16 protein-coding genes, 1 tRNA gene and 1 pseudogene are annotated in these 22,708 nt (G+C 50.5%); 16 read left to right on the plus strand and 2 right to left on the minus strand.

Annotated elements, in window-relative coordinates:
* Positions 1 to 2: 2 nt before the first annotated feature.
* Together J5A66_RS02360 and J5A66_RS02365 are read left to right on the plus strand one after the other, a co-directional pair.
* Positions 3 to 491 (plus strand): J domain-containing protein, encoded by a 489-nt coding sequence (locus J5A66_RS02360; RefSeq protein ID WP_211790868.1) that lies wholly within the window; start codon positions 3 to 5, stop codon positions 489 to 491.
* Positions 492 to 627: 136 nt separating this feature from the next.
* Complete coding sequence (locus J5A66_RS02365; protein WP_371742874.1) at positions 628 to 1,743, plus strand: IS256 family transposase; 1,116 nt, start codon at positions 628 to 630, stop codon at positions 1,741 to 1,743.
* 187 nt (positions 1,744 to 1,930) lie between these two features.
* Here J5A66_RS02365 and J5A66_RS02370 read toward each other — a convergent pair whose 3' ends face one another.
* Complete coding sequence (locus J5A66_RS02370) at positions 1,931 to 3,280, minus strand: DUF389 domain-containing protein (protein WP_211790869.1); 1,350 nt, start codon at positions 3,278 to 3,280, stop codon at positions 1,931 to 1,933.
* Between the two features lie 165 nt (positions 3,281 to 3,445).
* Between J5A66_RS02370 and J5A66_RS02375 the strand changes: the two are divergent.
* The 14 genes and pseudogenes from J5A66_RS02375 to J5A66_RS02440 form a co-directional block, all read left to right on the plus strand.
* Positions 3,446 to 3,712: pseudogene (locus tag J5A66_RS02375) on the plus strand (transposase); the annotation flags it as partial.
* 242 nt (positions 3,713 to 3,954) lie between these two features.
* Positions 3,955 to 4,845, plus strand: coding sequence for an ATP-binding protein (locus J5A66_RS02380; protein ID WP_211790870.1), 891 nt, complete (start codon positions 3,955 to 3,957; stop codon positions 4,843 to 4,845).
* A 95-nt stretch (positions 4,846 to 4,940) separates the two neighbouring features.
* Positions 4,941 to 5,273, plus strand: a complete 333-nt coding sequence (locus J5A66_RS02385) for a hypothetical protein (RefSeq protein ID WP_211790871.1) — start codon at positions 4,941 to 4,943, stop codon at positions 5,271 to 5,273.
* Between the two features lie 236 nt (positions 5,274 to 5,509).
* Positions 5,510 to 6,394 carry a DMT family transporter gene (locus tag J5A66_RS02390; protein WP_211790872.1) on the plus strand — a complete coding sequence of 295 codons (885 nt, stop codon included), beginning with the start codon at positions 5,510 to 5,512 and terminating at the stop codon, positions 6,392 to 6,394.
* Between the two features lie 112 nt (positions 6,395 to 6,506).
* Positions 6,507 to 10,220 carry a phosphoribosylformylglycinamidine synthase gene (gene purL, locus J5A66_RS02395; protein ID WP_211790873.1) on the plus strand — a complete coding sequence of 1,238 codons (3,714 nt, stop codon included), beginning with the start codon at positions 6,507 to 6,509 and terminating at the stop codon, positions 10,218 to 10,220.
* 244 nt (positions 10,221 to 10,464) lie between these two features.
* On the plus strand, positions 10,465 to 11,016 hold the full coding sequence (locus J5A66_RS02400) for a chromate transporter (RefSeq protein WP_211790874.1): 552 nt from the start codon (positions 10,465 to 10,467) through the stop codon (positions 11,014 to 11,016).
* Positions 11,017 to 11,028: 12 nt separating this feature from the next.
* A complete protein-coding gene (locus J5A66_RS02405; RefSeq protein ID WP_211790875.1) occupies positions 11,029 to 12,720 on the plus strand; it encodes an ABC transporter ATP-binding protein in 1,692 nt (563 codons plus the stop codon).
* Positions 12,717 to 13,334 (plus strand): fumarylacetoacetate hydrolase family protein, encoded by a 618-nt coding sequence (locus J5A66_RS02410; RefSeq protein ID WP_211790876.1) that lies wholly within the window; start codon positions 12,717 to 12,719, stop codon positions 13,332 to 13,334. The genes J5A66_RS02405 and J5A66_RS02410 overlap by 4 nt, the downstream gene beginning before the upstream one ends.
* A 247-nt stretch (positions 13,335 to 13,581) precedes the next feature.
* Positions 13,582 to 17,139: a type IX secretion system sortase PorU gene (gene porU, locus J5A66_RS02415; protein WP_211790877.1), complete on the plus strand. Its 3,558-nt coding sequence runs from the start codon at positions 13,582 to 13,584 to the stop codon at positions 17,137 to 17,139.
* Between the two features lie 132 nt (positions 17,140 to 17,271).
* A complete protein-coding gene (porV, locus tag J5A66_RS02420; RefSeq protein WP_211790878.1) occupies positions 17,272 to 18,447 on the plus strand; it encodes a type IX secretion system outer membrane channel protein PorV in 1,176 nt (391 codons plus the stop codon).
* A gap of 112 nt (positions 18,448 to 18,559) precedes the next feature.
* Positions 18,560 to 19,036 (plus strand): 2-C-methyl-D-erythritol 2,4-cyclodiphosphate synthase, encoded by a 477-nt coding sequence (gene ispF / locus J5A66_RS02425; RefSeq protein ID WP_211790879.1) that lies wholly within the window; start codon positions 18,560 to 18,562, stop codon positions 19,034 to 19,036.
* A gap of 96 nt (positions 19,037 to 19,132) precedes the next feature.
* Positions 19,133 to 19,203: transfer RNA gene (locus tag J5A66_RS02430), tRNA-Gln, on the plus strand.
* 236 nt (positions 19,204 to 19,439) lie between these two features.
* Positions 19,440 to 19,913, plus strand: coding sequence for a hypothetical protein (locus J5A66_RS02435; RefSeq protein ID WP_211790880.1), 474 nt, complete (start codon positions 19,440 to 19,442; stop codon positions 19,911 to 19,913).
* 3 nt (positions 19,914 to 19,916) lie between these two features.
* A complete protein-coding gene (locus J5A66_RS02440; protein ID WP_211790881.1) occupies positions 19,917 to 20,588 on the plus strand; it encodes a hypothetical protein in 672 nt (223 codons plus the stop codon).
* Positions 20,589 to 20,923: 335 nt separating this feature from the next.
* Here the strand turns inward: J5A66_RS02440 and J5A66_RS02445 are convergent, their stop codons facing one another.
* Complete coding sequence (locus J5A66_RS02445) at positions 20,924 to 22,699, minus strand: RagB/SusD family nutrient uptake outer membrane protein (protein WP_211790882.1); 1,776 nt, start codon at positions 22,697 to 22,699, stop codon at positions 20,924 to 20,926.
* Positions 22,700 to 22,708 lie beyond the last annotated feature (9 nt).

Below are 22,708 nucleotides of genomic sequence, written 5' to 3' on the forward strand. Positions count from 1 at the left end.
TTATGTTCAAAGACTATTATCAGTTATTAGGTATCTTTCCTTCTGCAAGTAAGCAGGAGATAAAACAAGCTTATAGGAGAATGTCATTGAAGTGGCATCCTGATAAGAATGCTGGTATTGATGTTACTGAAATAATGCAGGACATAAATGAAGCTTATGAGATATTGAGTAATGATATCAGCCGGACAAAGTATAACAAGGAATATGATTCTTTTGTTAAACAGTATGAAAGTCGTAAACCAAAGCAAAACGATTTAAATGAACAGTCGTGGAATTACGATTATGAAGTAAATGACGAAGATTTAAGGAATGACATCAACGAAGCAAGAAAACACGCAAAAGATTTAGTTGACGAGTTCTTCAAAAGCTTAAAAGAAACATCTAAAGTTGCAGCAAAGGGAGCTTGGGATGGTGCTTATGGATATATCTTGGGGGGTATACTCGCTACTATTATATTTGCATTAATTAGAACATGTGAGAGTGTAAAGTAAACAGTGTCATGCTACAATAAGATTAGTTTTACACAGTTTATTTATTATGGACAACAAAGAAATTGATTACAAGCGAGCTGCAGAGTAGCTTCGTAATGGAGAACCGTTATTTGGTAAGGAAGGTGCTTTGGCACCAATGTTGGAGCGTATTTTAAATGCTGCTCTTAAAGGTGAGATGGATGCTCATCTCACTTCTGAAGAGCGTTCACAAGGCAATCGCCGTAAGGGTAAAATGCCTAAGCAAGTACAAACTTGTTATGGTGCGGTCACTGTTAAGACACCTCGTGACCGTGATGGTTCCTTTGAGCCTCAGACCGTCAAAAAACGTGAAACGATCCTTGCTGAAGGTATGGCGGATCAGATTATAAACATGTATGCTTTTGGTACAAGTACTCGCGATATCAGCAAGTATTTTGAGCGTGAGTTTGATACCAAACTATCTGCAGAAACCATCAGTTCTATCACAGACAGAGTACTGCCTGAAATCAAGTCATGGCGTTCACGAATGCTTGATCCTGTATATGCAATATGCTGGCTGGATGCCATCCATTATAAGGTGAAGGACGAAACCAGACGTGCGGTCTCACGTGCCATTTACAACGTCTTAGGCATCAACAAGGAAGGCCACAAGGAACTTCTTGGTATGTATGTCTCCAAGAGTGAAGGCGCTAACTTCTGGTTAGAGGTTCTAAGCGACCTCCAAAACAGAGGTGTCCGGGATATACTGGTATGCTGCATTGATGGTCTGAAAGGCTTCCCTGATGCTATACAGAGCGTATTCCCCAATACAAGTGTCCAACTCTGTATTGTCCATCAAATACGCAACTCTATCAAACACGTTGGCAGTAAGCATCAAAAGGAGTTCCTTGGTGACCTTAAGACAGTATATGGTGCCGTCAGCAAAGAGACTGCGGAAACGCAGTTAGACGCACTCGCAGGTAAGTGGGGAGAAATGTATCCCATCGTCATAAAATCATGGCGTGACAACTGGGAGCGCCTCACGGAATACTTCCTGTATACGCCTGCGATACGTAAGCTGATATACACCACCAACACGGTTGAAGGCTACCACAGGCAAGTACGTAAGGTAACAAAGAACAAAGGAGTTTTCCCGTCCGATACTTCTCTCGAAAAACTTGTGTATCTGGCATACCGGAACATACGTGAGAAGTGGACTATGCCACTTGCCAACTGGGCCCAGATATCACAACAATTAGCAATAAAATTTGGAGAACGTTTTGAGATTATGTAACTTTGCCCGCAAAGAAAGGCTCCTCATCTGACTGGCACGATTAAAAATCGTGTCATCCAAATGAGGTAAAATATAAAGGATTAGAGCCTTGACACAGTTGAAATTACACGACCTTCTTCTAAGAGTATATAGGTGAAAATTGAGAGGGTCGTAGGTTTTGCAGAGGTCTCGTTAATGTAAGATATGATTATGGAGTTATTATCAATCTGAGACTATCTGCTTTACAACGTTCCTTAAGCCAGAGTTGTAGTCTTTGTCTGTTTGAACTATTCAATCTTAACTTACTGTTTATAATTACAACTATATATCTTTTGTGATTGGCTGAATCTGTCTCAAATTCCTTGATATTTGAGATGCTGATTTGACTAACAGAAGGAAAAAGTTGTTTCATCTCACCGGAAACTTCAGAACTTAAAGACTCGTAACGTGTATAGGTTTCCAATTGTTTTTCCAACTCATGAATTTGTTGTGATTGTTCTATTATTTTTTTGTCATTAGCTTCCCTTGACATTGTGACTGTCGAAAGTTCTTTATTCATGAGTAATAGGCTGTCGGATTGGTCTCCCTGAATAATATTGAGCTTGTAGTCGGCCAACTGATACTTGGATAGCTTCTTGCTTGCTTTCTTGATGGTATCATGCGAAATTATTTTCCCCAAAGCAACTATATTGAGCATTTTGTCATGCTCATTGATATTCTGTGATAAAATATGTGTACCTTTAAACGTCAGTTCTTCCCTTACAAAGCTCCTTAGATTATTTTTAGTAATGCTCTGTTTAATGATAAGCATGGTCATATATGCAGCAGGGAGCATGGTCAATACCACGACAGCCATAATAAATCTTTTAACCTTGACTATCTTTTCGGCATCAATGATGGTGGTCTGCCTGAATTTGATCATTCTGGTTCCAACGAAAGTTGCCAGACAAATAAAAACGGTATTGATAAAGAATAGATAGAAAGCCCCTAAGAAATAGGATAAATTTCCAACTGCAATTCCATATCCAGCTGTACACAGTGGTGGCATGAGTGCTGTGGCAATTGCTACGCCCGGAATAACATTACCTTTGCCTTTTGTAGCCAATGCTATGAATCCGGCAGCTCCACCTAAAAGAGCAATCAGCACATCATAGAGCGATGGAGAAGTTCGTGCCAATAATTCTGATTGTGCTTCGTTCAAAGGTGTAATTAAAAAATAAATGGTGGCTGTGAGCACACTGATAACCGTAGCTATCAGATAATTGATTGCCGAACGTTTCAACAATCCAATATCATAAATACCAACAGCCAATCCAATACCGATGATAGGTCCCATTAAGGGGGAAATCAGCATGGCACCAATGATAACTGCCGTAGAATTGACATTTAATCCCAAAGAAGCAATGAAGATAGCAAAAATCAATATCCATAGCTGTGCTCCATGGAAACTAATGGAACTTTCTACATTCTCAATCGTAGTCTGTTCATCTTCCTTGTCAGCATTGATATTGAAGTATTTTTTTAGTAATTTGAAGAATGATAATTCTTGGTGTTTCATAAGAATAACTTTTTTAGAGTCGCTTGCAAAGATATAAAAAAGTTATAAAAGAGAGAAATACTTGCTTGTATGTTGTCAAACAAAAGTGCACAACTGCAAATGTAGTTATTTACTCTGAAATTTCATTTTTTTATTGGTTGACTCTTTAATTGAGAATAAAAAAACCTCAAACGTATGAAACTTAAAAGTCGCATCATGCATAAGGGAACAAGAGGACATGAAATTACTGAAAGGCAGCAACGTATCAACATTACTATGAGTAAGACACGCTACAAAGTAGAACGCACCTTTGGTTCTATGCATAGATGGTTTGGTGCTGGAATAGCAAGATACGTTGGACTTTCAAAAACACATGCGCAGCATATTATGGAATCCATTGCCTACAACTTATACCGAACACCAGGGATTATTGTGTCAAATTCTATCAGATAATATGAAAATACACCGATAAAAGATTATTATTTACTCAAAAAGTAACCTCCAGCGGCATCTTTTGATCAAAAATATTCATTCTTCTAAGAGTATATGGGTGAAATTTGAGGGGTAGTAGGTTTTGCAGAGGTCTCGAAAGGGAAATGTTTTTAAGAAGATCCGTTGATCGTGGAGTTGTTTGTTATCTCAATTGACTGTATTTATGGAGAAATTGTTTATCTTTGCCGAAAGATGATTTGAGAATGACCCATATCTCTATTCCAAATGTAACGCGGGACGATAGAATAGGAAGTGCTTTTAACGAACTGTTCCACATCATTCATCAGACTGAATCCGGTTCTGACACTATCGAATGGAGTTTTGAATGCGCGATGTTTCTACATCCCTTCTTTCTTGCACCGCTTGCTATTTATAAAGATAATTGTGGAAAGAACATCTCTTGTAAGGAGCTTCGTGATAACATCGACAAATATTTCAACGCCATCTGTTTTAGAGAGGTTTATGATGCTACGGAATTGCAGAACTCGGAAACGCTCAGTTCTTATCTCACCAAAAGCTACATTCCCATATCGCGCTTCTCAATCAGAGGTAGGCAGGTAGATAAAGTACAAGAGATTCTACAACGGGTCATAGAGGCTCAGTCGCAGGTTTCAAAGAAGATGAAAACGCCGATTTCTTATCTACTCAGTGAGTTGGTAGGCAATATTGGCGAACATTCGAGTAGCGAATGTGGATATATTTTCTGCCAGAGGGTGAGAAAAGAACTCTACTTTATCATAGCCGACAGTGGTAAAACCATTTATGGTAGCTATGTCGACACACAGAAATATCTCGATATGATTGGAATAGACGAAGCCGTGGCAATGAAAATTGCTAATGAGGGATTCTCGACAAAAGACCGTCCCGAAGCTGAAAATCGAGGCTATGGAATATCCAAATCGAGAGAAATGGTTGTGAACGGATTGGGCGGAGCCTTTTTTATGCTTTCTGGAACGGCTTTCTATCGACATGATGCCGGTGGAGTGAACATTGTGAACATCCCGGAGGATTTCAGATGGAACGGAACCATCATTTTGATCAGGCTGCCTCTTGATGCTCCAGAGGAATTTAATTTTTATAGTTATGTAGAGTAGGGAAAAGAGTGCTTCTGCTGATTCGAATAAATAAAAACAGGCTGGTTTAGAACCTTGTCATGCGCGGTGCACACTTTTCGAGAAGTAAGGAAATTATGGAAAGAATAAAGGTAAAAGACGTAATAGGTAAGGAGGTGCGTTCTCGCATTCCTATTGTTGTTCTTAAGGCAATGCTAAAACCGAACGTTAGGTGTGTCATCGACATGGCGGGCGTTACATTCATCTCCCGTTCGTTTGCCGACGAACTATACAACTTGCAACAAGATTACAGGCTCATTACCTTTGAAAATCAGGCAGGCGGGGTAATGAAGATGATGCAGGTTGTGTGGAGTGGGCGAAGTAAAAAGCGAGTAAGATCGACAGAAATAGCCACAACGGAAAGTTTTGCATCAATAGAGGATTTCTCCAAGTTCCTTCTAACCATATAGCGGTAGAGCATGATGTTACAGTTAGTAAAAGGGGCTGTTACTTATCGTTGGTTGATAGAAGACAGGTGATTGTGATGGGAATGCCTGGCTATTTGCAGCTTATTGCTTAGTTTTATCGCCGTCTTGTAGGCAACAGAACTGGAGAATATATATCATGTGTAGCGTGCATATATACATACCAGTTTGTCAACTCGCCAGTTTGTTAACTCGTCCACTAAATATTGTACCTTTGCACCATGACAACCACTTGGAAAGGATTTATCAATGCCAGCGTGTCGGCCATTTCGTTTGGACTGATACCGTTATTCACCGTGCCCGTGCTGGCCTCGGGCATGCCCGCTACGTCGGTGCTGGTCTATCGTTATGCCGCGGGATGTGCGGTGATGTTAGTATTGTTGATGGCGGGGCGCACGCGAATGTCGTTGCGTTTCGGCGATTCGTTGCGCATCCTGCTCCTGTCGCTGCTTTACGCCGTGTCGTCGGTGGTCCTCATCGAGTCGTACAACCATCTGGCCAGCGGCATCGCCACGACGTTGCTCTTTTCTTATCCGGTGTGGACGCTGCTGCTTTCAGTGGTGTTTCTGCACGAACGCCTCTCGGCGATGACGACTCTGGCCATTGTTGTGGCTGTGGCGGGTGTGAGCTGCCTGTCGGGCGCGTTCGATGGAGGCAGACTCCAATCGCTCACGGGTGCGCTCTTAGCCACGGCCTCGGGTCTGTGTTACGCCGTGTATATGGTGGCCTTCCCCAGGATGCGCATCCGGCGGATGCCTTCGCTGAAGGTGACGTTCTACATCTTTTTCTTCACGATGATGTTGATGATGCTCTATGCGCTGTTCGTAGAGGGACGGATTCGGCCGGTGGGATCGATGCCAAATCTGGTGAATCTGGTTCTGCTCGGGCTCCTGCCCACGGCTCTGAGCAACGTGACGCTCATCTTCTCGTTGAAACAAATCAGCAGTACGACTGCCGCCATCCTCGGCGCGTTTGAACCGATGACCGCCATGGGCGTAGGTATCCTCGTTTTTGGCGAGCCCTTTACGCTGCCCGTGGTCCTGGGTTTTGCGCTGATATTAGTCTCGGTACTCATCCTGGTGCTCTGCAAGAAAGGCGTGAAATGATGTTCCACCAGGCTTGCTACAAAGGGGCGAGGGGAGAAATTCCCCAAGGAATCGCCGCAGAGTGTGGGCAGAATTGAGTAACTTTGCAACATCACATAAAAATAGCACGACGATGATTCTTTTTTTTAAGACGCAGAAGGAAACCGTAATTGCAACGGAAGTTGACCACCAACCGCAACCAAACGAATTGGAGCGGCTGTGCTGGCTCTATGGCGACGCCACGCTGATGACGACGCAGGAGTTGGAGGGATTTTATGTGGGGCCACGCCGTGAAATGGTGACGCCCTGGAGCACGAATGCCGTTGAGATGACGCAAAATATGAATCTCGACGGCATTCTGCGTATCGAGGAGTTCTTCCCCGTGGCCAGTGCCAAAGCCGAGCACGACCCCATGCTGCAACGAATGTACGAGGGTATCGGGCAGGACGTGTTCCGTGTGGAGCGAGAACCACAACCCGTCAAGCATGTGGAGAATCTGGAGGAATATAACGAGGCGGAAGGCTTGGCTTTGTCTGCCGATGAAATCACCTATCTGCATGAGATGGAACGACAACTGGGACGACGGCTCACCGACTCGGAAGTGTTCGGCTTCGCACAGATCAACTCGGAACACTGTCGGCACAAAATCTTCGGCGGCAGGTTCGTTATCGACGGCGAAGAACGCGAGTCGTCACTCTTCGAACTCATCAAGAAAACCACGGCCGAACATCCCGGACAAATTCTCTCGGCCTACAAAGACAACGTGGCCTTTGCCGCAGGGCCGGTGGTGGAACAGTTTGCTCCGGCAGACCCGACAACGGCCGACTTCTTCCGCGTGAAAGACATTGAAAGTGTCATCTCGCTCAAGGCCGAAACCCATAACTTTCCCACCACGGTGGAACCCTTCAACGGGGCGGCCACCGGAACGGGCGGAGAGATTCGCGACCGCATGGGCGGCGGCGTAGGCTCGTGGCCCATCGCCGGAACGGCCGTTTATATGACGTCTTACCCGCGGTTTGATGGCGGGCGCGAGTGGGAACGACTGCTGCCCGTTCGGCAGTGGCTGTATCAGTCGCCCGAGGAGATTCTCATTAAAGCCTCGAACGGAGCCAGCGACTTTGGCAACAAATTCGGTCAGCCGATGATCGCCGGGTCAGTGCTCACGTTCGAACATCAGGAGGAGGGTCAGCCACTCTATGCCTACGACAAAGTGATTATGCTGGCCGGTGGCGTGGGCTACGGAACGCGGCGCGACTGTCTCAAGGTCGAACCCAAGAAAGGTAATAAGGTGGTGGTGGTTGGCGGCGACAACTACCGCATCGGACTCGGCGGCGGATCGGTCTCGTCGGTCGATACCGGGCGTTATGGCAACGGAATCGAACTCAACGCCATTCAGCGCGCTAACCCCGAAATGCAGAAACGGGCCTATAACTTGGTGCGAGCTCTGGTCGAGGGCAATGACAATCCTGTTGTTTCTATCCACGACCACGGCTCGGCCGGACATCTCAACTGTCTGAGCGAACTGGTGGAGACCTGCGGCGGAGAAATCGATATGGCGCAACTCCCCGTTGGCGACAAGACACTCTCGGCTAAAGAAATCATCGCCAATGAGAGTCAGGAACGTATGGGGCTGCTCATCGACGAGCAGCACATCGACCGCGTTCGGAAGATCGCTCAACGCGAGCGTGCCCCGCTCTATGTCGTGGGCGAGACCACGGGCGATGCACACTTCTCTTTCAAACAAGCCGATGGCACGAAGCCTTTCGATCTGGAAGTGGCGCAGATGTTCGGTCACTCACCCCAAACGGTGATGAGAGATCAGAGTGTGGAACGTCACTATGCCCCCGTGGAATACAATGCTACGCCCGACGGTGAAGAACTCAACGCTTATCTCGAACGCGTGTTGCAGCTCGAGGCCGTGGCCTGTAAAGACTGGCTCACGAATAAGGTAGACCGGTCGGTGACGGGTCGGGTGGCACGCCAACAGACGCAGGGCGAGATACAACTACCCCTGAGCGACTGCGGCGTCGTGGCCCTCGACTATCGTGGACGTGCCGGTGTGGCCACAGCTCTGGGACATGCCCCGCAGGCGGCACTGGCTTCGCCCGAAGCCGGGTCGGTGCTCTCGGTGGCCGAGTCGCTCACCAATTTGGTGTGGGCGCCGCTGGCCCACGGGCTTGGCGGTGTGAGCCTGTCGGCCAACTGGATGTGGCCTTGTCGCTCGCAGACCGGCGAAGATGCTCGACTCTACCAAGCCGTAGAAGCCTTGAGCGACTTCTGTTGTGCTATCGGCGTAAACGTCCCCACGGGAAAAGACTCCCTCTCGATGACCCAGCAATATCCCGACGGGCAGAAGGTGATTGCCCCGGGAACGGTGATTGTGAGTAGCGGCGGCGAAGTGTCGGATGTACGAGGCGTGGTGTCGCCCGTGCTGGTGAACGATAAGGACTCCACCTTATATTATATCGACTTCTCCTTCGACGAGCAACGCCTCGGTGGAAGTGCCTTCGCCCAAAGCCTGGGCCGTGTGGGCGACGATGTGCCCACGGTGAAGAGTGCCGAATACTTCGTCGATGCTTTCTGTGCTGTGCAGGAACTCGTTCATCGCGGTTGGCTCTTGGCTGGGCACGATGTCTCTGCCGGCGGACTCATCACCACGCTCCTCGAGATGACCTTCGCCAATCGTCATGGCGGTCTGCATATCGACCTGCATGAATTGGGAACAGCCGATGTCGTGTGCAATCTCTTTGCCGAAAATCCCGGCGTAGTGATTCAGGTGAGCGACGAGCGAAAGAAAGAGCTGCACGAATGGCTTGATAGTCAGGGTGTGGCCTATGCCGAAATCGGCCATCCTGTGCCCGATCGTCGCACGCTCACGGTAATGAAAGCCAATGCGGAATATGTCTTCGACATTGATGCTCTTCGCGAAACCTGGTTCCGCACCTCCTATCATCTCGATGCCCATCAGAGCCGGAACGGCATGGCCAAGAAACGCTGGCTGAACTACAAAAAACAGCCCATCGAACTGCGCTTCAATCCCGGCTTCACTGGTCGACTGGAGCAGTATGGTCTCGACCCCAACCGCCGCACGCCCAGCGGCATCCGTGCTGCTATTATTCGTGAGAAAGGCACCAATGGCGAGCGCGAGATGGCCTACGCTCTTTATCTGGCAGGGTTTGACGTGAAGGATGTGACGATGACCGACCTCATCGCCGGTCGCGAGACACTGGAAGACATTCGACTGATCGTCTTCTGCGGCGGATTTTCCAACTCCGATGTTCTCGGTTCGGCCAAGGGTTGGGCAGGAGCCTTCCTCTATAACCCCAAGGCCAAAGAAGCCCTCGATCGTTTCTACGCTCGCCCCGATACCCTCTCGCTGGGTATCTGCAACGGTTGTCAGCTCATGGTAGAGCTCAATCTCATCAACCCCGAGCACGAACACCGCACCCACCTCTGCCATAACACCTCGCAGAAGTTCGAAAGCTGCTTCCTGGGGCTCACCATCCCCGAGAATCACAGCGTGATGCTGAGTTCGCTCAGCGGGAGCAAACTTGGTTTGTGGGTGGCGCATGGCGAAGGTCGGTTCTATCTGCCCGAGGCCGAAGACCGCTATCACGTTATTGCCAAATACAACTACGCCGAATATCCAGGCAACCCGAATGGATCGGACTATAACGTGGCTGGCATTTGTTCTGCCGACGGTCGCCACCTGGCGATGATGCCCCACCTCGAGCGTGCCATCTTCCCCTGGCAGAACGCCTATTATCCCCGCGAACGCCGTGCCGACGAGCTCACACCCTGGATGGAAGCCTTTGTCAATGCCCGAGAGTGGGTGAAATCGCATTGAAAAAACCGTCGGGGGTATCCCGACATGCAGAAAAGAAGGAAAATGGGTCGTCGGCACCTGCCGACGACCCAAAAATGAGAAAAACAAGCTTTCGGCACCTGCCGAAACGCAGAAAATGAAAAAAATGGGGCTTCGGCACCCGCCGACGGGCTATTTTTCTTCAAAACGAGCTTTCGGCAGGTGCCGAAGCCTCAAAAATGGAAAAAACAAGCCGTCGGCACCTGCCGACAAACATTCAACCGCTATGACATCGCAATACGGACTTGCCTTTCGCACATTTTTTAAAATCGGGCTCTTCACCCTCGGCGGCGGATATGCCATGATTCCCATCATCGAGGCCGAGGTGGTGGAGAAAAACGGGTGGATCAAGAAGGAAGAGTTTCTCGACCTCATCGCCGTTGCGCAGAGCTGTCCCGGTGTGTTTGCCATCAATCTGAGCATCTTCATCGGCTATCGAATGAGGAAGTTGCGCGGAGCCCTCTGCACCAGTTTGGGCACGGCCCTGCCCTCGTTGCTCATCATCCTGGCGGTGGCTATGTTTTTCCATCAGTTCCAAGACAACCCGGTGGTGGCAGCTCTGTTCCGCGGCATCCGACCGGCGGTGGTGGCCCTCATCGCCGCCCCCACGTTCGGATTGGCCAAGGATGCGCGAATCACACTCGCCACGTGCTGGATTCCGTTGGTCTGCGCCCTGCTCATCTGGGCTTTGGGCGTGAATCCTGTTTATATCATCATTGCGGCGGGCCTGGGTGGCTATCTCTATGGCCGATTGATTCAACCCACCGAGGAGAATTGACAGTTGAGGCTTATGAATTGGAAATCGCTATTGAAAATACCTAAGAATCGCTATTCGGCAACCTCCCTTCTGCGCTGGCTATGGCTGGTGTGGAAAGGCAATCGCCTGCAGGCCGTATTGAATGCCTCGATCGGTGTGTTGCAGGTGGCGGCCAGTTTGGGGCAGGTGTGGGCCGTGAAGCATGCCATTGACGTGGCATCGGGGGCGATACAGGGGTCGGTCTATCGCGCCGTGGCCCTGATGGGACTGCTCATTCTGGTCGACTTCTCTCTCTCGATAGCCAGTACCTGGGTGCGCAGCATCCTGGGCATCAAAGCGCAGAACAGAATGCAGCAACGCATGCTCGACCGACTGCTACGTTCGCAGTGGCATGGACGGGGAGAGCTTCACTCGGGCGATGTGCTCAACCGACTGGAACAGGATGTGAGCCAAGTCGTCGTTTTTCTCACCGAGACCATTCCGTCCTCGCTCTCGGTGTTGACCATGTTTGTCGGAGCCTTTTTCTATCTCTTCTCCATGGATCGATTGCTGGCTTTCGTCACCGTTGGCATCATTCCCATTTTTATTCTTGTAAGTCGCACCTATGTGGGACGGATGCGGCAGTTCACCCGTAAAGTGCGCGACTCCGACAGTAAGGTGCAGAGCGTGCTACAAGAAACCATCCAGAACCGAATGCTCATCAAAACTCTCGAGAGCACTACGGTCATGGTAGACAAACTGGGCGACACCCAGGGCGAACTGCGCCGGCATGTGGTGCGGCGGACGGTCTTCTCGGTGTTCTCCAACCTCGTGCTCAACTTCGGGTTTGCCCTGGGCTACCTCGTGGCTTTCCTCTGGGCCGCTATCCGGCTCTCCCATCACACCCTGAGCTTCGGCGGAATGACGGCCTTCCTCCAACTCGTCAACCGCATCCAGGGGCCGGCCCGGAATCTTACGAAGCTGGCCCCCGCCTTCGTTGCCGTTTTCACTGCTGCCGAACGATTGATGGAACTCGAAGAAAACCCGCTCGAGGAACAAGGCGATCCCATCCTTCTGCCCTCGCCCTGCGGCGTGCGTCTGAGTGGAGTGAGTTATGCCTACAGCGACGAAGAGCGAACCATCCTCAAAGATCTCGACTTCGATTTTCCTCCCGGCAGTTGCACCGCTGTGCTGGGCGAGACTGGTGCCGGAAAAACCACTCTCATCCGTCTGCTTCTCGCCCTCGTGACTCCGCAGCAGGGACGAGTCGAAATCTATGCCGGCGACACCCACCTTCCCCTCTCTCCGCTCACGCGCTGCAACTTCGTTTACGTGCCGCAGGGCAATACGCTGCTGAGCGGAACCATCCGCGACAATCTGCGACTGGGTAACTTGTCGGCCACCGACGAGGAAATGATCGAAGCTCTACACCGCAGCTGTGCCGACTTTGTCATGGAACTGCCTCAAGGCCTCGACACTGTCTGCAGCGAACTGGGTGGCGGACTCAGCGAAGGTCAGGCTCAGCGCATCGGCATCGCCCGTGCTCTCTTGCGCAACCGCAGCATCATGCTCTTCGACGAGGCCACCAGTGCCCTCGACCCCGACACTGAACGTCAACTGCTGCATAACATTCTCTCCACCCACGACCGAACCATCATTTTCATCACCCATCGCCTGGCCGTGGTAGACTATTGCGACCAAACGCTGCAACTCTCACGAATCGAAAAACAAAACGCCCCCGTATGAAGATTCTCGGAATCGAAACCAACTACGCCCCGCACAATAAAATGTCTCACGAGGCGTTATCTATACCGAAGGAACCGGTGATCTTCACCAAGCCCGACTCGGCTCTTCTCAAAGGTGGAAAGCCGTTCTTCGTGCCCGACTTCATGGGTCCCGTCCATTTTCAGGCCGTTCTGGCTGTGCGTATCTGCCGACTGGGGAAATCGATTCCCGAGCGTTTCGCCCACCGATATTATGATGCCTTGACGCTCGGCATCGATTTTACGGCTGTCGGTTGGCAAGAGAGGCTTCGAGCCGAGGGTTTGCCCTGGGACGTATGCAAGGGATTCGACGGATCGGCTGCCCTGGGCGAGTGGGTTTCGAAAGAGACGCTCCCCGCTATAACCGACCTCTGTTTCTGTCTCCATCGCAATGGGCAGACCGTGCAAGAGGGGCACGCCGGTGGGATGCTCTTCCCCGTCGAGAGGCTCATCGCCTATATCAGTCGATTCTTTACCCTCAAAACCGGCGACATCCTCTATACCGGTGCTCCACAGGGCTCGCACGAGGCCTGCATAGACGATTATCTTGAAGGGTTTCTCGACCATCGAAAAGTGCTCGATATGCGATGCAAGTAAAACGAGACGGACAACGCATCACGCATGACTGGCAACTCAAAAACAGAAGGGAATGCGCTTCCCAAGGTTGGGAAAGGTCGAAAACAACAAAAAACAGGTTTCCCAAAGTTGGGAGAACTTAAAAATAAGAACAAGTGAGCTTCCCAAACTTGGGAAAGCCTAAAAACAGAACAAACGAGGCTTCCCAACTTTGGGAGAGCTTAAAAATAAGAAAAAGCGAGCTTCCCAAGATTGGGAAAGATAGAGAATGAGAAAATCAAGATTTCACACACTTTCCATAAGGTTCACCCTTGGTCTGTTGCTCCTTCTGTTGGGACAGCAGGCGGTGGCGCAACGATTTTTCAACCTCACCTACGATCAGGTACGGGTAGACAGTCTCATGCCCCACTTTGGCTACAGCATTCCGCTCCAAGGTCATTGGCAAGATTCGCTTTACACCGTTTCCATCGTCTATCCCGACTTTGTCGAGATGACCCCACGAGACATTGCTGCCTATCGCCGCCTTTCGGATGAGAGGCCGCCATCTTTGCCCGTCGTAACTCAGCGCATCGCTCTCGACCGCAAACGGCCCGCACTCCACGTTGGCTTCTGCCCGCTGGTGTTTCGGGAGGGAAAGTATCGTATGCTCGTCAGTTTCATGCTCAAGGTAGAGGCCAAGGCTCTGAAACGCTCGCAGCGCAAGGCTGCTGCCACGCGTGCCACGGCAGCCTCTGGGAGATACGCCGCACACTCGGTGCTCTCGACAGGGCGATGGGCTAAGATTCGCGTTTCGGCCAGTGGCGTGTATGAACTCACTGAAGCTCTGGTACGTCGGGCCGGATTCAGCGATCTCAGTCGGGTGAAAGTGTATGGCTACGGTGGAAATCTGCAAAACGAAACGCTCCTCGAGGCCGATCTCAAAGCCTACGATGACTTGCACGAAGTGCCTACCTGCACCGTGGGCGGCCGCCGACTATTTTATGCTCGTGGTCCTGTGAGCTGGCCTTCGGTTACGGCCACGCAGCGCATCCGCAATCCCTATTCCGACTACGGCTACTATTTTCTTACACAGGACGACGCCCCGCCTCAGACTCTCGACGAGACCGCGTTCCTGGCCTCGTTCTATCCCGCCGCAGACGATTATCACACACTGCACGAGGTGGATGATTTCGCCTGGTATCAGGGCGGTCGCAATCTTTTTGAAGATGCCCCCATCGCTGCCGGCTCTTCCAAAACCTATACTTTGGCTGCGCCTGTAGCCGAGGCGGCAGGGAAGATGAGCATTACGCTCTCAGCCGGCAGTTCCAGCACGGCCCGGGTGATGATGGACGGACGCGTAATTGGCTCGATGGATATTCGGCTCGGTAGCTACGATAAGGGTAGTTCGCAGACGCTCGTCCAAAGCGTCACGCGCTTCCTACCCGTCAACGAGATTCAGGTGGAGGTAACGGGCGGCGGTCCCGTTCGGGTGGACCACATCGCCCTTACCTGTAACGAGCCTCGCCCCGCACCTAATCTTTGGACCGATGCTTTTCCCGTGCCCGAATATGTCTACAACATTACCCCGCAAGACCTTCATGCTCACACCGCCGCCGACATGGTGATCATCATTCCCACTTCGCAAAAGTTGCTGGCGCAGGCACAACGGCTGCAAACTTTTCATGAGCAGCGCGACGGACTGCGGGTGAGAATCGTTCCGGCCGACGAAATCTATAACGAGTTCTCCAGTGGTACGCCCGATGCCAATGCCTACCGGCGATATCTCAAGATGCTCTACGACCGTGCCGAATCCTCTGTTGACATGCCTCGCTATCTGCTCCTCTTCGGCGACTGTGCCTGGGACAATCGCATGCGAACGGCCGACTGGCGAGCGGCTTCCGTCGACGACTATTTATTGTGCTACGAGAGCGAGAACTCCTTTAATGAGGTGGAATGTTACGTCGACGACGGATTCTTTGCTCTTCTCGATGATGGAGAGGGTTCCAATCCGCAGGAGATCGACCAACTCGACCTGGCCGTGGGAAGATTTCCCGTTGTCAGCGAGTCCGATGCCAAGACGCTCGTCGATAAAACTATCGCCTATGCCACCAATCGGAACGCTGGTGCCTGGCAAAACACGCTCGTCTTCATGGGCGATGACGGCAATAACAATCTGCACATGCGGGATGTCAACGAGGTGGCTGAAGACGTGGCCGCCACACACCCCGGCTACTTGGTGAAGAAAGTAATGTGGGACACCTATAAACGCGAATCCAGTTCTACGGGCTACTCCTATCCCGAGGTGACGGCCGTTGTCAAGCAATATCAGCAATCGGGTGCGCTGGTGATGGACTATGCTGGCCATGGTCGAACGGATCAGGTCTCGCATGAATCGGTACTTCGACTCAACGACTTCAAGAGTTTCTCCAACAAGAATCTGCCGCTCTGGGTCACCGCCTCGTGCGATATTATGCCTTTCGATGGTTCCGTTCCCACTATCGGCGAGGCTGCTATCCTCAATCCCCATGGCGGTGCCGTAGCCTTTTTCGGAACTACTCGCACTGTCTACGCTTACTACAACAAACTCATCAACCGTGCTTATCTGCGCTATGTGCTTAGCGACGTTGGTGGTCGGCCCGTCTCTATCGGCGAGGCCCAACGGCTGGCTAAGAATCTCATGATTACCAGCGGACAGGATCGAACGACCAACAAACTGCAATATTCGCTTCTGGGCGATCCGGCCCTTGTGCTCAATCGGCCTACGGCTCGCGTGGTGGTCGATTCGATCAACGGTCTCGATGTCGCCTCCCATCAACCTTCGCTTAAGGCTGGCAGTATTGTCACCGTGAAGGGGCACGTAGAGGGATATCCTACCTTCGAGGGCGTTGTGACGGCCACTGTGAGAGATAAAAAGGAAGACATCACTTGTAGACTGAACAATACTTCGAAAGAGGGAGCTGAAACGCCGTTCCAATACACCGACCGACTGAATACGCTTTATCACGGAGCTGATAGCGTGCGTGGTGGAAAGTTCTCCTTTGTTTTTGCCGTTCCCAGGGATATTCGTTACGACAGCGGTACGGGACTGATGAACCTCTACGCCGTAGACAATGCCCATACGGTGAAAGCCCACGGAGCCTGCGACCGTTTCACCGTAGGTGGAGCCTCTATGACGCATAACGACTCCATCGGGCCCTCCATCTACTGTTATCTCAACTCGCCTGCTTTTGTCGATGGCGGCAATGTGAACAGTCAGCCTCTCTTCGTGGCCAAGATTTCGGATAAAGACGGGCTCAATACCACGGGCAGTAGCGTGGGACACGACCTACAACTCATTGTCGACGGTCAGATGGCTACCACCTATAATCTCAACGATTATTTCGCTTACGACTTCGGATCGTATACCTCGGGCTCCGTCTTCTTCTCTCTGCCAGAACTCTCAGAAGGTCCGCACACCCTCACTTTCCGTGCTTGGGACGTGCAGAATAACTCTTCTTCTGCCTCGCTCCGCTTCTATGTGGTGCGTGGAATGCTCACTGGAGAGGTAGACATCAACGCTACCGAGAATCCCACCCGCACTACCACTACCTTTATTGTGAGTCACGATATGGGCGCAACGCCCATGGATGTGGAGATAGAGGTGTTCGACTCTTCCGGAAGGCAATTATGGACTTCTTCAGAAACCGGCGCTAGTGCCCTGGGTAGCTACACCAAAAGCTGGGACTTGACCACGGCTGATGGTAGCCGACTACAAACTGGTATCTATCTTTATCGCGTGAAACTCGCCGCCAAAGGAGGGACGAAAACGTCGAAAGTGCGGAAATTAATCGTCCTCAACAATAAATAATCCCCCGCCAGCGTTTATTCTACGTCTCCGTTGAGCCACAGCGTTTTCTCGAATTCCCACGTAGAGGGATAACACTTTTGCCGATAACGAAACGATTTTAAATCCACAAATACAACAAATCCTTTCAGATTGATGAATAAAATCCAACGAATCACGATTCTTTCTCTGCTCCTTCTGTGCATCTCGACAGCCAGGGCCGACGAAGACTATAAAGTGAAACTCTTCAACCCTGTCAGAACGGCTGCCACCTCGCAGATGATCGCTCCCGATGCTCGCTCGGCAGGAATGGGCGACGTGGGTGCGGCAACAGAGGCCGACGCCGTATCACAGTATTGGAATCCCGCTAAATACCCGTTTGCCATCTCGCGTTCGGGCGTGGCCTTGAGTTATACCCCGTGGCTCCGACAGTTGGTCAACGACATTGGACTGGCCTATCTCGCCGGCTACTATCGTATAGGAGACTACAGTGCTATCTCTGGATCTGTGCGTTACTTCTCTTTGGGTGAAGTAACCACCATCACGAAAGGCGGTGGTACCGGGCTCACCATCAAACCCTACGAAATGTCTGTCGACGTAGCCTATTCGCTCATGCTCAGCGAGAAATTCTCCATTGCTGCCGGCGTGCGTTGGATCTACTCCGACCTCACTTATAGTTACACCGACAACACCTCGCCAGGGTCGGCCTTTGCCGCTGATCTCGGGCTTTACTATCAGAACTACGTCAACCTTGGTCAGCGTGAATGTCAGTTGGGTCTTGGAATGAACATCTCTAACATTGGTAGCAAAATCTCGATGGGTAACGATCTCCATAGCGATTTTATTCCCACCAATCTCCGTTTAGGAGCCTCGTTGATGGTGCCCATCGACGAATACAACCGATTCACCATCGCTGCAGATGCCAACAAACTGCTCGTGCCCACCGCTCCTCACCAACGCAAAGGCGAAACCACTGAAGAATTTCAACGCCGCGAGCAGCGCGACTATTACGATATCTCCTCTATCGGCGGCATCTTCAAGAGCTTCGGCGACGCGCCGGGTGGTTTTAAAGAGGAACTGGAAGAAATCAACTACAGCCTCGGAGCCGAATACATCTATAATGACAAGTTCACCCTGCGCGCCGGATACCACCACGAGAGTGCCAATAAAGGAAATCGGAAATATTTCACGGTCGGAGCTGGCTTCCGCATGAGTGCCTTTACCCTCGACGCAGGTTATGTCATCGCCACGGCGAAAAGTAATCCGCTCGACCAGACCCTGCGTTTCACCCTCAGCTTCGATATGGACGGAATCAAAGATTTATTTAAGTAGTTGGGAAGTTGACAAGTTAACAAGTTAACAAGGAGTTTACCTTATTAACTCGTCAACTCACCAGGAAACCTCCTCATCAACTTGTCAACTCATCAACTCATCAACTAACAAGATGAATAGAATCGGATTTGGATACGATGTACACCGCCTTTCAGAAGGACGAGCCCTTTGGCTTGGTGGTATCAAGATAGAACACAGTGTAGGCCTGTTAGGCCACAGCGACGCCGACGTGCTCATCCACGCTATCTGCGACGCCTTGCTTGGAGCGGCCAACATGCGCGACATCGGTTATCACTTTCCCGACACCGCGGTTGAAACGCTTGATGTAGACAGTAAAATACTGCTGAAGAAAACCATCCAGCTCATCGCCACTAAAGGCTACCGCGTGGGGAACATCGATGCTACTATTTGTGCCGAGCAACCCAAGATCAATCCTCACATCCCCGCCATGCAAGCATGCATGGCTGCCATTATTGGTATCAGTGAAGACGACATCTCTATCAAAGCCACCACTTCCGAACGGATGGGCTTCGTTGGGCGCGAAGAAGGAATGGCCGCCTACGCCGTAGCTCTCATTGAGAAGGACTGAACCGGTGGTGAAAACCATATTCAGATGCTCTTCGAGGAAAAAAAACGGTAAACATTTGGTCGTAGCCTAAAAAACCGTTACCTTTGCAACCGCAATTGTCCCATGGTGTAATGGTAGCACTACAGTTTTTGGTTCTGTCAGTGGTGGTTCGAATCCATCTGGGACAACTTAAAAGAGGAATCCAACTTGAAAGAGGATTTCTCTTTTTTTTATGTCTTCACATCACATCTCTCATACTGCTCGTTTCGCATTGAGCATGGAAAAATAGAGGTCGTTAAAACATCGACCGTTTTCTTAATAAGGATTAATAAACGGGGAAGACAAACAAGCTTGTGTTAACATTCCGTGGAAACCATTTATCTTTGCACCGATAAAATCGTTCAACAAATATTAAAAAGAGAGTATGAAGAGAATTAGACTCATCAAAATCCCCATTTTGCTAACATTACTTTTAGGATTGCCTATGGCAACTTATGCCAAGGTGAAAATACCCGTCGGAACGCGCGAGGTGATCAAAGTGGTGTATGAGATTCCTAAGAAAGACAGTATCGAAGTAGACGGCAAACTGCTTGATCTGGCACGTTTTCACAAAGAATTCAACATCGCCTACATTTTGCCCCTATGGATTGAAGAGGAGCCTAAACTGGTATTGTACGACGCGAAGAGCGAAACCTACTATGAGACCGACACACCCAAAGCGCGGACTTTTATTAAGGAATATCTCAAGGCGAAAAACCTTGACGAGGCCGACCTACTTCAATTACCTTTCTACACGCGTTACGGTGGCAAGATCGTAGTCCTGCTCATTATCGGTTTGATGATATGGGGTGCTATCCCTTCAAGAAAAGACGACACAATTCAACCCACTAAATTATAAACAATGGAACCCAAGAACATGATTCTTATGGCGGTGATTGTCATCGCCGGACTGGTGATCAGTCAGATCTACAAGCGTAAAGTTACCAAGAAAGCCCTTGAGCGTTCGAAGGCAGAAGAAGCTGCGCGTAATTTTAGCGATAGCGATATCGAAGTACTCTACAAAAGCGATTTCGCCGAGTGTATTAAGCACTTGGAGGGCAAGAAAGTGCTGGCAGCCAACTACGTTTATCATCTTCCTGACGCAAAAGAGCACATGAAGACGGCCGGAAAAGATGTCCTCAAGAGTGCGCTCACCCTCGGGACGGTGAAGTTTACGACGGTGCAGGTGCCCGTCCCGTTGCTCCTTACCGAGGACGGACTGCATATCTTCCAACTCAATACTGAAGAGAAGGTGACCAAACATATGCTTTTCGGCAACGATCGTCTATCGCAGGCCACCATCCGAAAGGAAAACGAGACACGCATCCCCACCGAACTGGGCGATGCTGCCGATTTCTTCACGCTTTCCATTCCCAGCGATGAGGGCATGCGCGAACTCTATCTCTGCTCGGTGCTCTATCCTACGCAGACGAAGTTTCTTACCTACAATCCCTATCGTCGCCTCTTGGCTTATGCCACAGGCAAGCATTTCTTCAAGGTTTTGGCCGAGAAGTTCCCCAATTTGGCGGCTTAACAAACAGTCTTTTACAGATTCCTCCCCGCTGTTCTCCATCGAACGGCGGGGATTTTTGTTTTCGATCCAACAAAACGCAAGAAAATAAGGAAATAAAATTTATTCTCAACGCAGACACTAAAAAGGTCTGTGCAGGAATTTTTTTTGCTCTCCAAACTGCGGTAGTTTGTGAGGTACAATAGATAGACTTTTACAGAAGTGTTATCAATGAGGGTATGATAGAGATAGGGGAGGGGAGAAGGACGGAAAAAGCCGGCTCTTATGCTTGATAGAAGCTAAGAGCCGGCTAATGGTAGTACCGAGGAAAGACCTCGGACAGTTTTGGGAGGTGGAGGCTACCAACCTGGATTTTGTGTCAGGGTGTAGCCGTTTTGTTCGTAGAGAGTGAGTTGATCTACGGGGATGGGATAGAGATAGTCTTTCGTCTTATAGGTACGCAGGAGCGTGGTTTTAGTGATGGGGAGAATATAGCCGGAAGTTCCTGGCCGGTCGAGAATGAGTTTGTCGAGCGAGGCGAGGGTGATAGGCTTGGTATGATGGGCGTTATACCAGGCTACGTATCGGGTTTTGTCGATCCAGGCACCTCGGTTGAGCTTGGTGTTGATGGTCATATCGGCGTAGTCCAGTTTTTTCCAGCGGCGCAGGTCGTCGAAGCGGATGCCTTCGTAGGCAAGTTCGATGCGTCGTTCGCGGCGAATCTCCCACAGTATCGACGGCACATCGCTATCCCGAGTGGGATCGTTGAGGATGACACCGTTCACTTGCAGATCGTTGCCCGATAGGGTGAGGTGGGGCATAGCCGTGCTTGGTCGGTCGCGGATAAGGTTGATAGTTTTGTCGAAGTCGGCTTGTGTGAGGGTATAGGCACCGAGGGTGGCGAGCTCAGCAGCAGCTTCAATGTAATTCATCAACACTTCGTTGAGCTTCATCACAGGCGCATCGGTGATGCAGGTCGTGCTTCGACCTCCGGGAAGGTTTTTAAGGGTCTCGTTAACAAAGCGATTAGCAAAGTAGCCCGAGATGGCATAGACGGCGGCTACGCCTGTAAGTTGTAGCTCGGTGGTGTCGATATGAGCGTAGAGACGTGGGTCGCGGTCGGCGATTTCGTCGTAGAACCACTGGTCGCCTTTGTACTGGGTATTGCCAGCTTGGGCGATGGGCAGTCCGTTCTTGGTGAGGTAACTGTCGATGAGTGATTTGGAAGGACTGGCGTTCTCAGCTTCCGTGTTCTGGAAGGTCATGAGGCTGTGGGTCACTTCTCCATCTACGTAGGAGCGATAGAGGATGATTTCGGGGTTACCGGCCAAGTCAAGTGATGTGGTCAAGGCTTTGTAGTTGCTGCACAAGCTGTATTTACCGCTGTTGATGATGTATTCGGCATATTCTTTGGCAGCTTTGAGGTATTTCGTGGCTGCTACGGTGTTGGCGGAATGGTATTTTTGCCAGGTCCCTTCGAAGAGCAGCAAGCGCGTAGCGTAGGCGTAGACAACATCGCGATTAATGGTGAGGCCATTCTCGCCGTCGGCAATTCGGACGTTGGCCATAGCGTATTTAAGGTCGGCCAGGACGCTATCCATTACTTCGATGCGAGGTGTACGGGCTTTATAAAGCGTTTGTCGGTCTTTGGCATCGATGGGTGCGTTGTAGTAAGGCACGTCTCCGAAGCGCGAAACGAGCTTGGCGTACTCTAAGGCGCGGAGGAAACGGGTTACGCCGAGCCAGTGTTTCCGGGCCTCGTCTTCCATGTGGTTTTTGCTGATACGGTCGATCATGACGTTGATGACGTGCACGTCGTCGAAGCTCCACTTGGATTTGCTTTGCACTGCGGGGGCCACTTTGGTGAAGAAGGTGGCCTTTTGCTGGGCGTTGTCGTCGGTCCAGTCGGCGATGTCGGTTTCTGCGAACCAGTCGGAGCGGTTCCATCCCGATCGGTAGCCCGGGAAATAGGTGGGGTAGAGGTTGTAGACAGAGTGCCGGACGCTGGTTTCCGACGACCAGAAAGCGTCTTTGTCTTCTGCCCGGTCGAGTGGGTTGCGTGTGAGGAAGTCGTTGCAGGACACCAATGTCAATGCGGCCAAGGCCATGCTGATGCCTAATATCTTGTGTTTCATAATTGTATC

Origin of the sequence: Prevotella sp. oral taxon 475 (assembly GCF_018127805.1) — a bacterium.
Taxonomy (GTDB): domain Bacteria; phylum Bacteroidota; class Bacteroidia; order Bacteroidales; family Bacteroidaceae; genus Prevotella.

Excerpts from the sequence above, each read along its gene's own strand:
- J5A66_RS02360 (WP_211790868.1), top strand. The coding sequence starts at position 3 with ATGTTCAAAGACTATTATCAGTTATTAGGTATCTTTCCTTCTGCAAGT.
- J5A66_RS02365 (WP_371742874.1), top strand. The coding sequence starts at position 628 with ATGTTGGAGCGTATTTTAAATGCTGCTCTTAAAGGTGAGATGGATGCT.
- J5A66_RS02370 (WP_211790869.1), bottom strand. The coding sequence starts at position 3,280 with ATGAAACACCAAGAATTATCATTCTTCAAATTACTAAAAAAATACTTC.
- J5A66_RS02380 (WP_211790870.1), top strand. The coding sequence starts at position 3,955 with ATGACCCATATCTCTATTCCAAATGTAACGCGGGACGATAGAATAGGA.
- J5A66_RS02385 (WP_211790871.1), top strand. The coding sequence starts at position 4,941 with ATGGAAAGAATAAAGGTAAAAGACGTAATAGGTAAGGAGGTGCGTTCT.
- J5A66_RS02390 (WP_211790872.1), top strand. The coding sequence starts at position 5,510 with ATGACAACCACTTGGAAAGGATTTATCAATGCCAGCGTGTCGGCCATT.
- purL (WP_211790873.1), top strand. The coding sequence starts at position 6,507 with ATGATTCTTTTTTTTAAGACGCAGAAGGAAACCGTAATTGCAACGGAA.
- J5A66_RS02400 (WP_211790874.1), top strand. The coding sequence starts at position 10,465 with ATGACATCGCAATACGGACTTGCCTTTCGCACATTTTTTAAAATCGGG.
- J5A66_RS02405 (WP_211790875.1), top strand. The coding sequence starts at position 11,029 with ATGAATTGGAAATCGCTATTGAAAATACCTAAGAATCGCTATTCGGCA.
- J5A66_RS02410 (WP_211790876.1), top strand. The coding sequence starts at position 12,717 with ATGAAGATTCTCGGAATCGAAACCAACTACGCCCCGCACAATAAAATG.
- porU (WP_211790877.1), top strand. The coding sequence starts at position 13,582 with ATGAGAAAATCAAGATTTCACACACTTTCCATAAGGTTCACCCTTGGT.
- porV (WP_211790878.1), top strand. The coding sequence starts at position 17,272 with ATGAATAAAATCCAACGAATCACGATTCTTTCTCTGCTCCTTCTGTGC.
- ispF (WP_211790879.1), top strand. The coding sequence starts at position 18,560 with ATGAATAGAATCGGATTTGGATACGATGTACACCGCCTTTCAGAAGGA.
- J5A66_RS02435 (WP_211790880.1), top strand. The coding sequence starts at position 19,440 with ATGAAGAGAATTAGACTCATCAAAATCCCCATTTTGCTAACATTACTT.
- J5A66_RS02440 (WP_211790881.1), top strand. The coding sequence starts at position 19,917 with ATGGAACCCAAGAACATGATTCTTATGGCGGTGATTGTCATCGCCGGA.
- J5A66_RS02445 (WP_211790882.1), bottom strand. The coding sequence starts at position 22,699 with ATGAAACACAAGATATTAGGCATCAGCATGGCCTTGGCCGCATTGACA.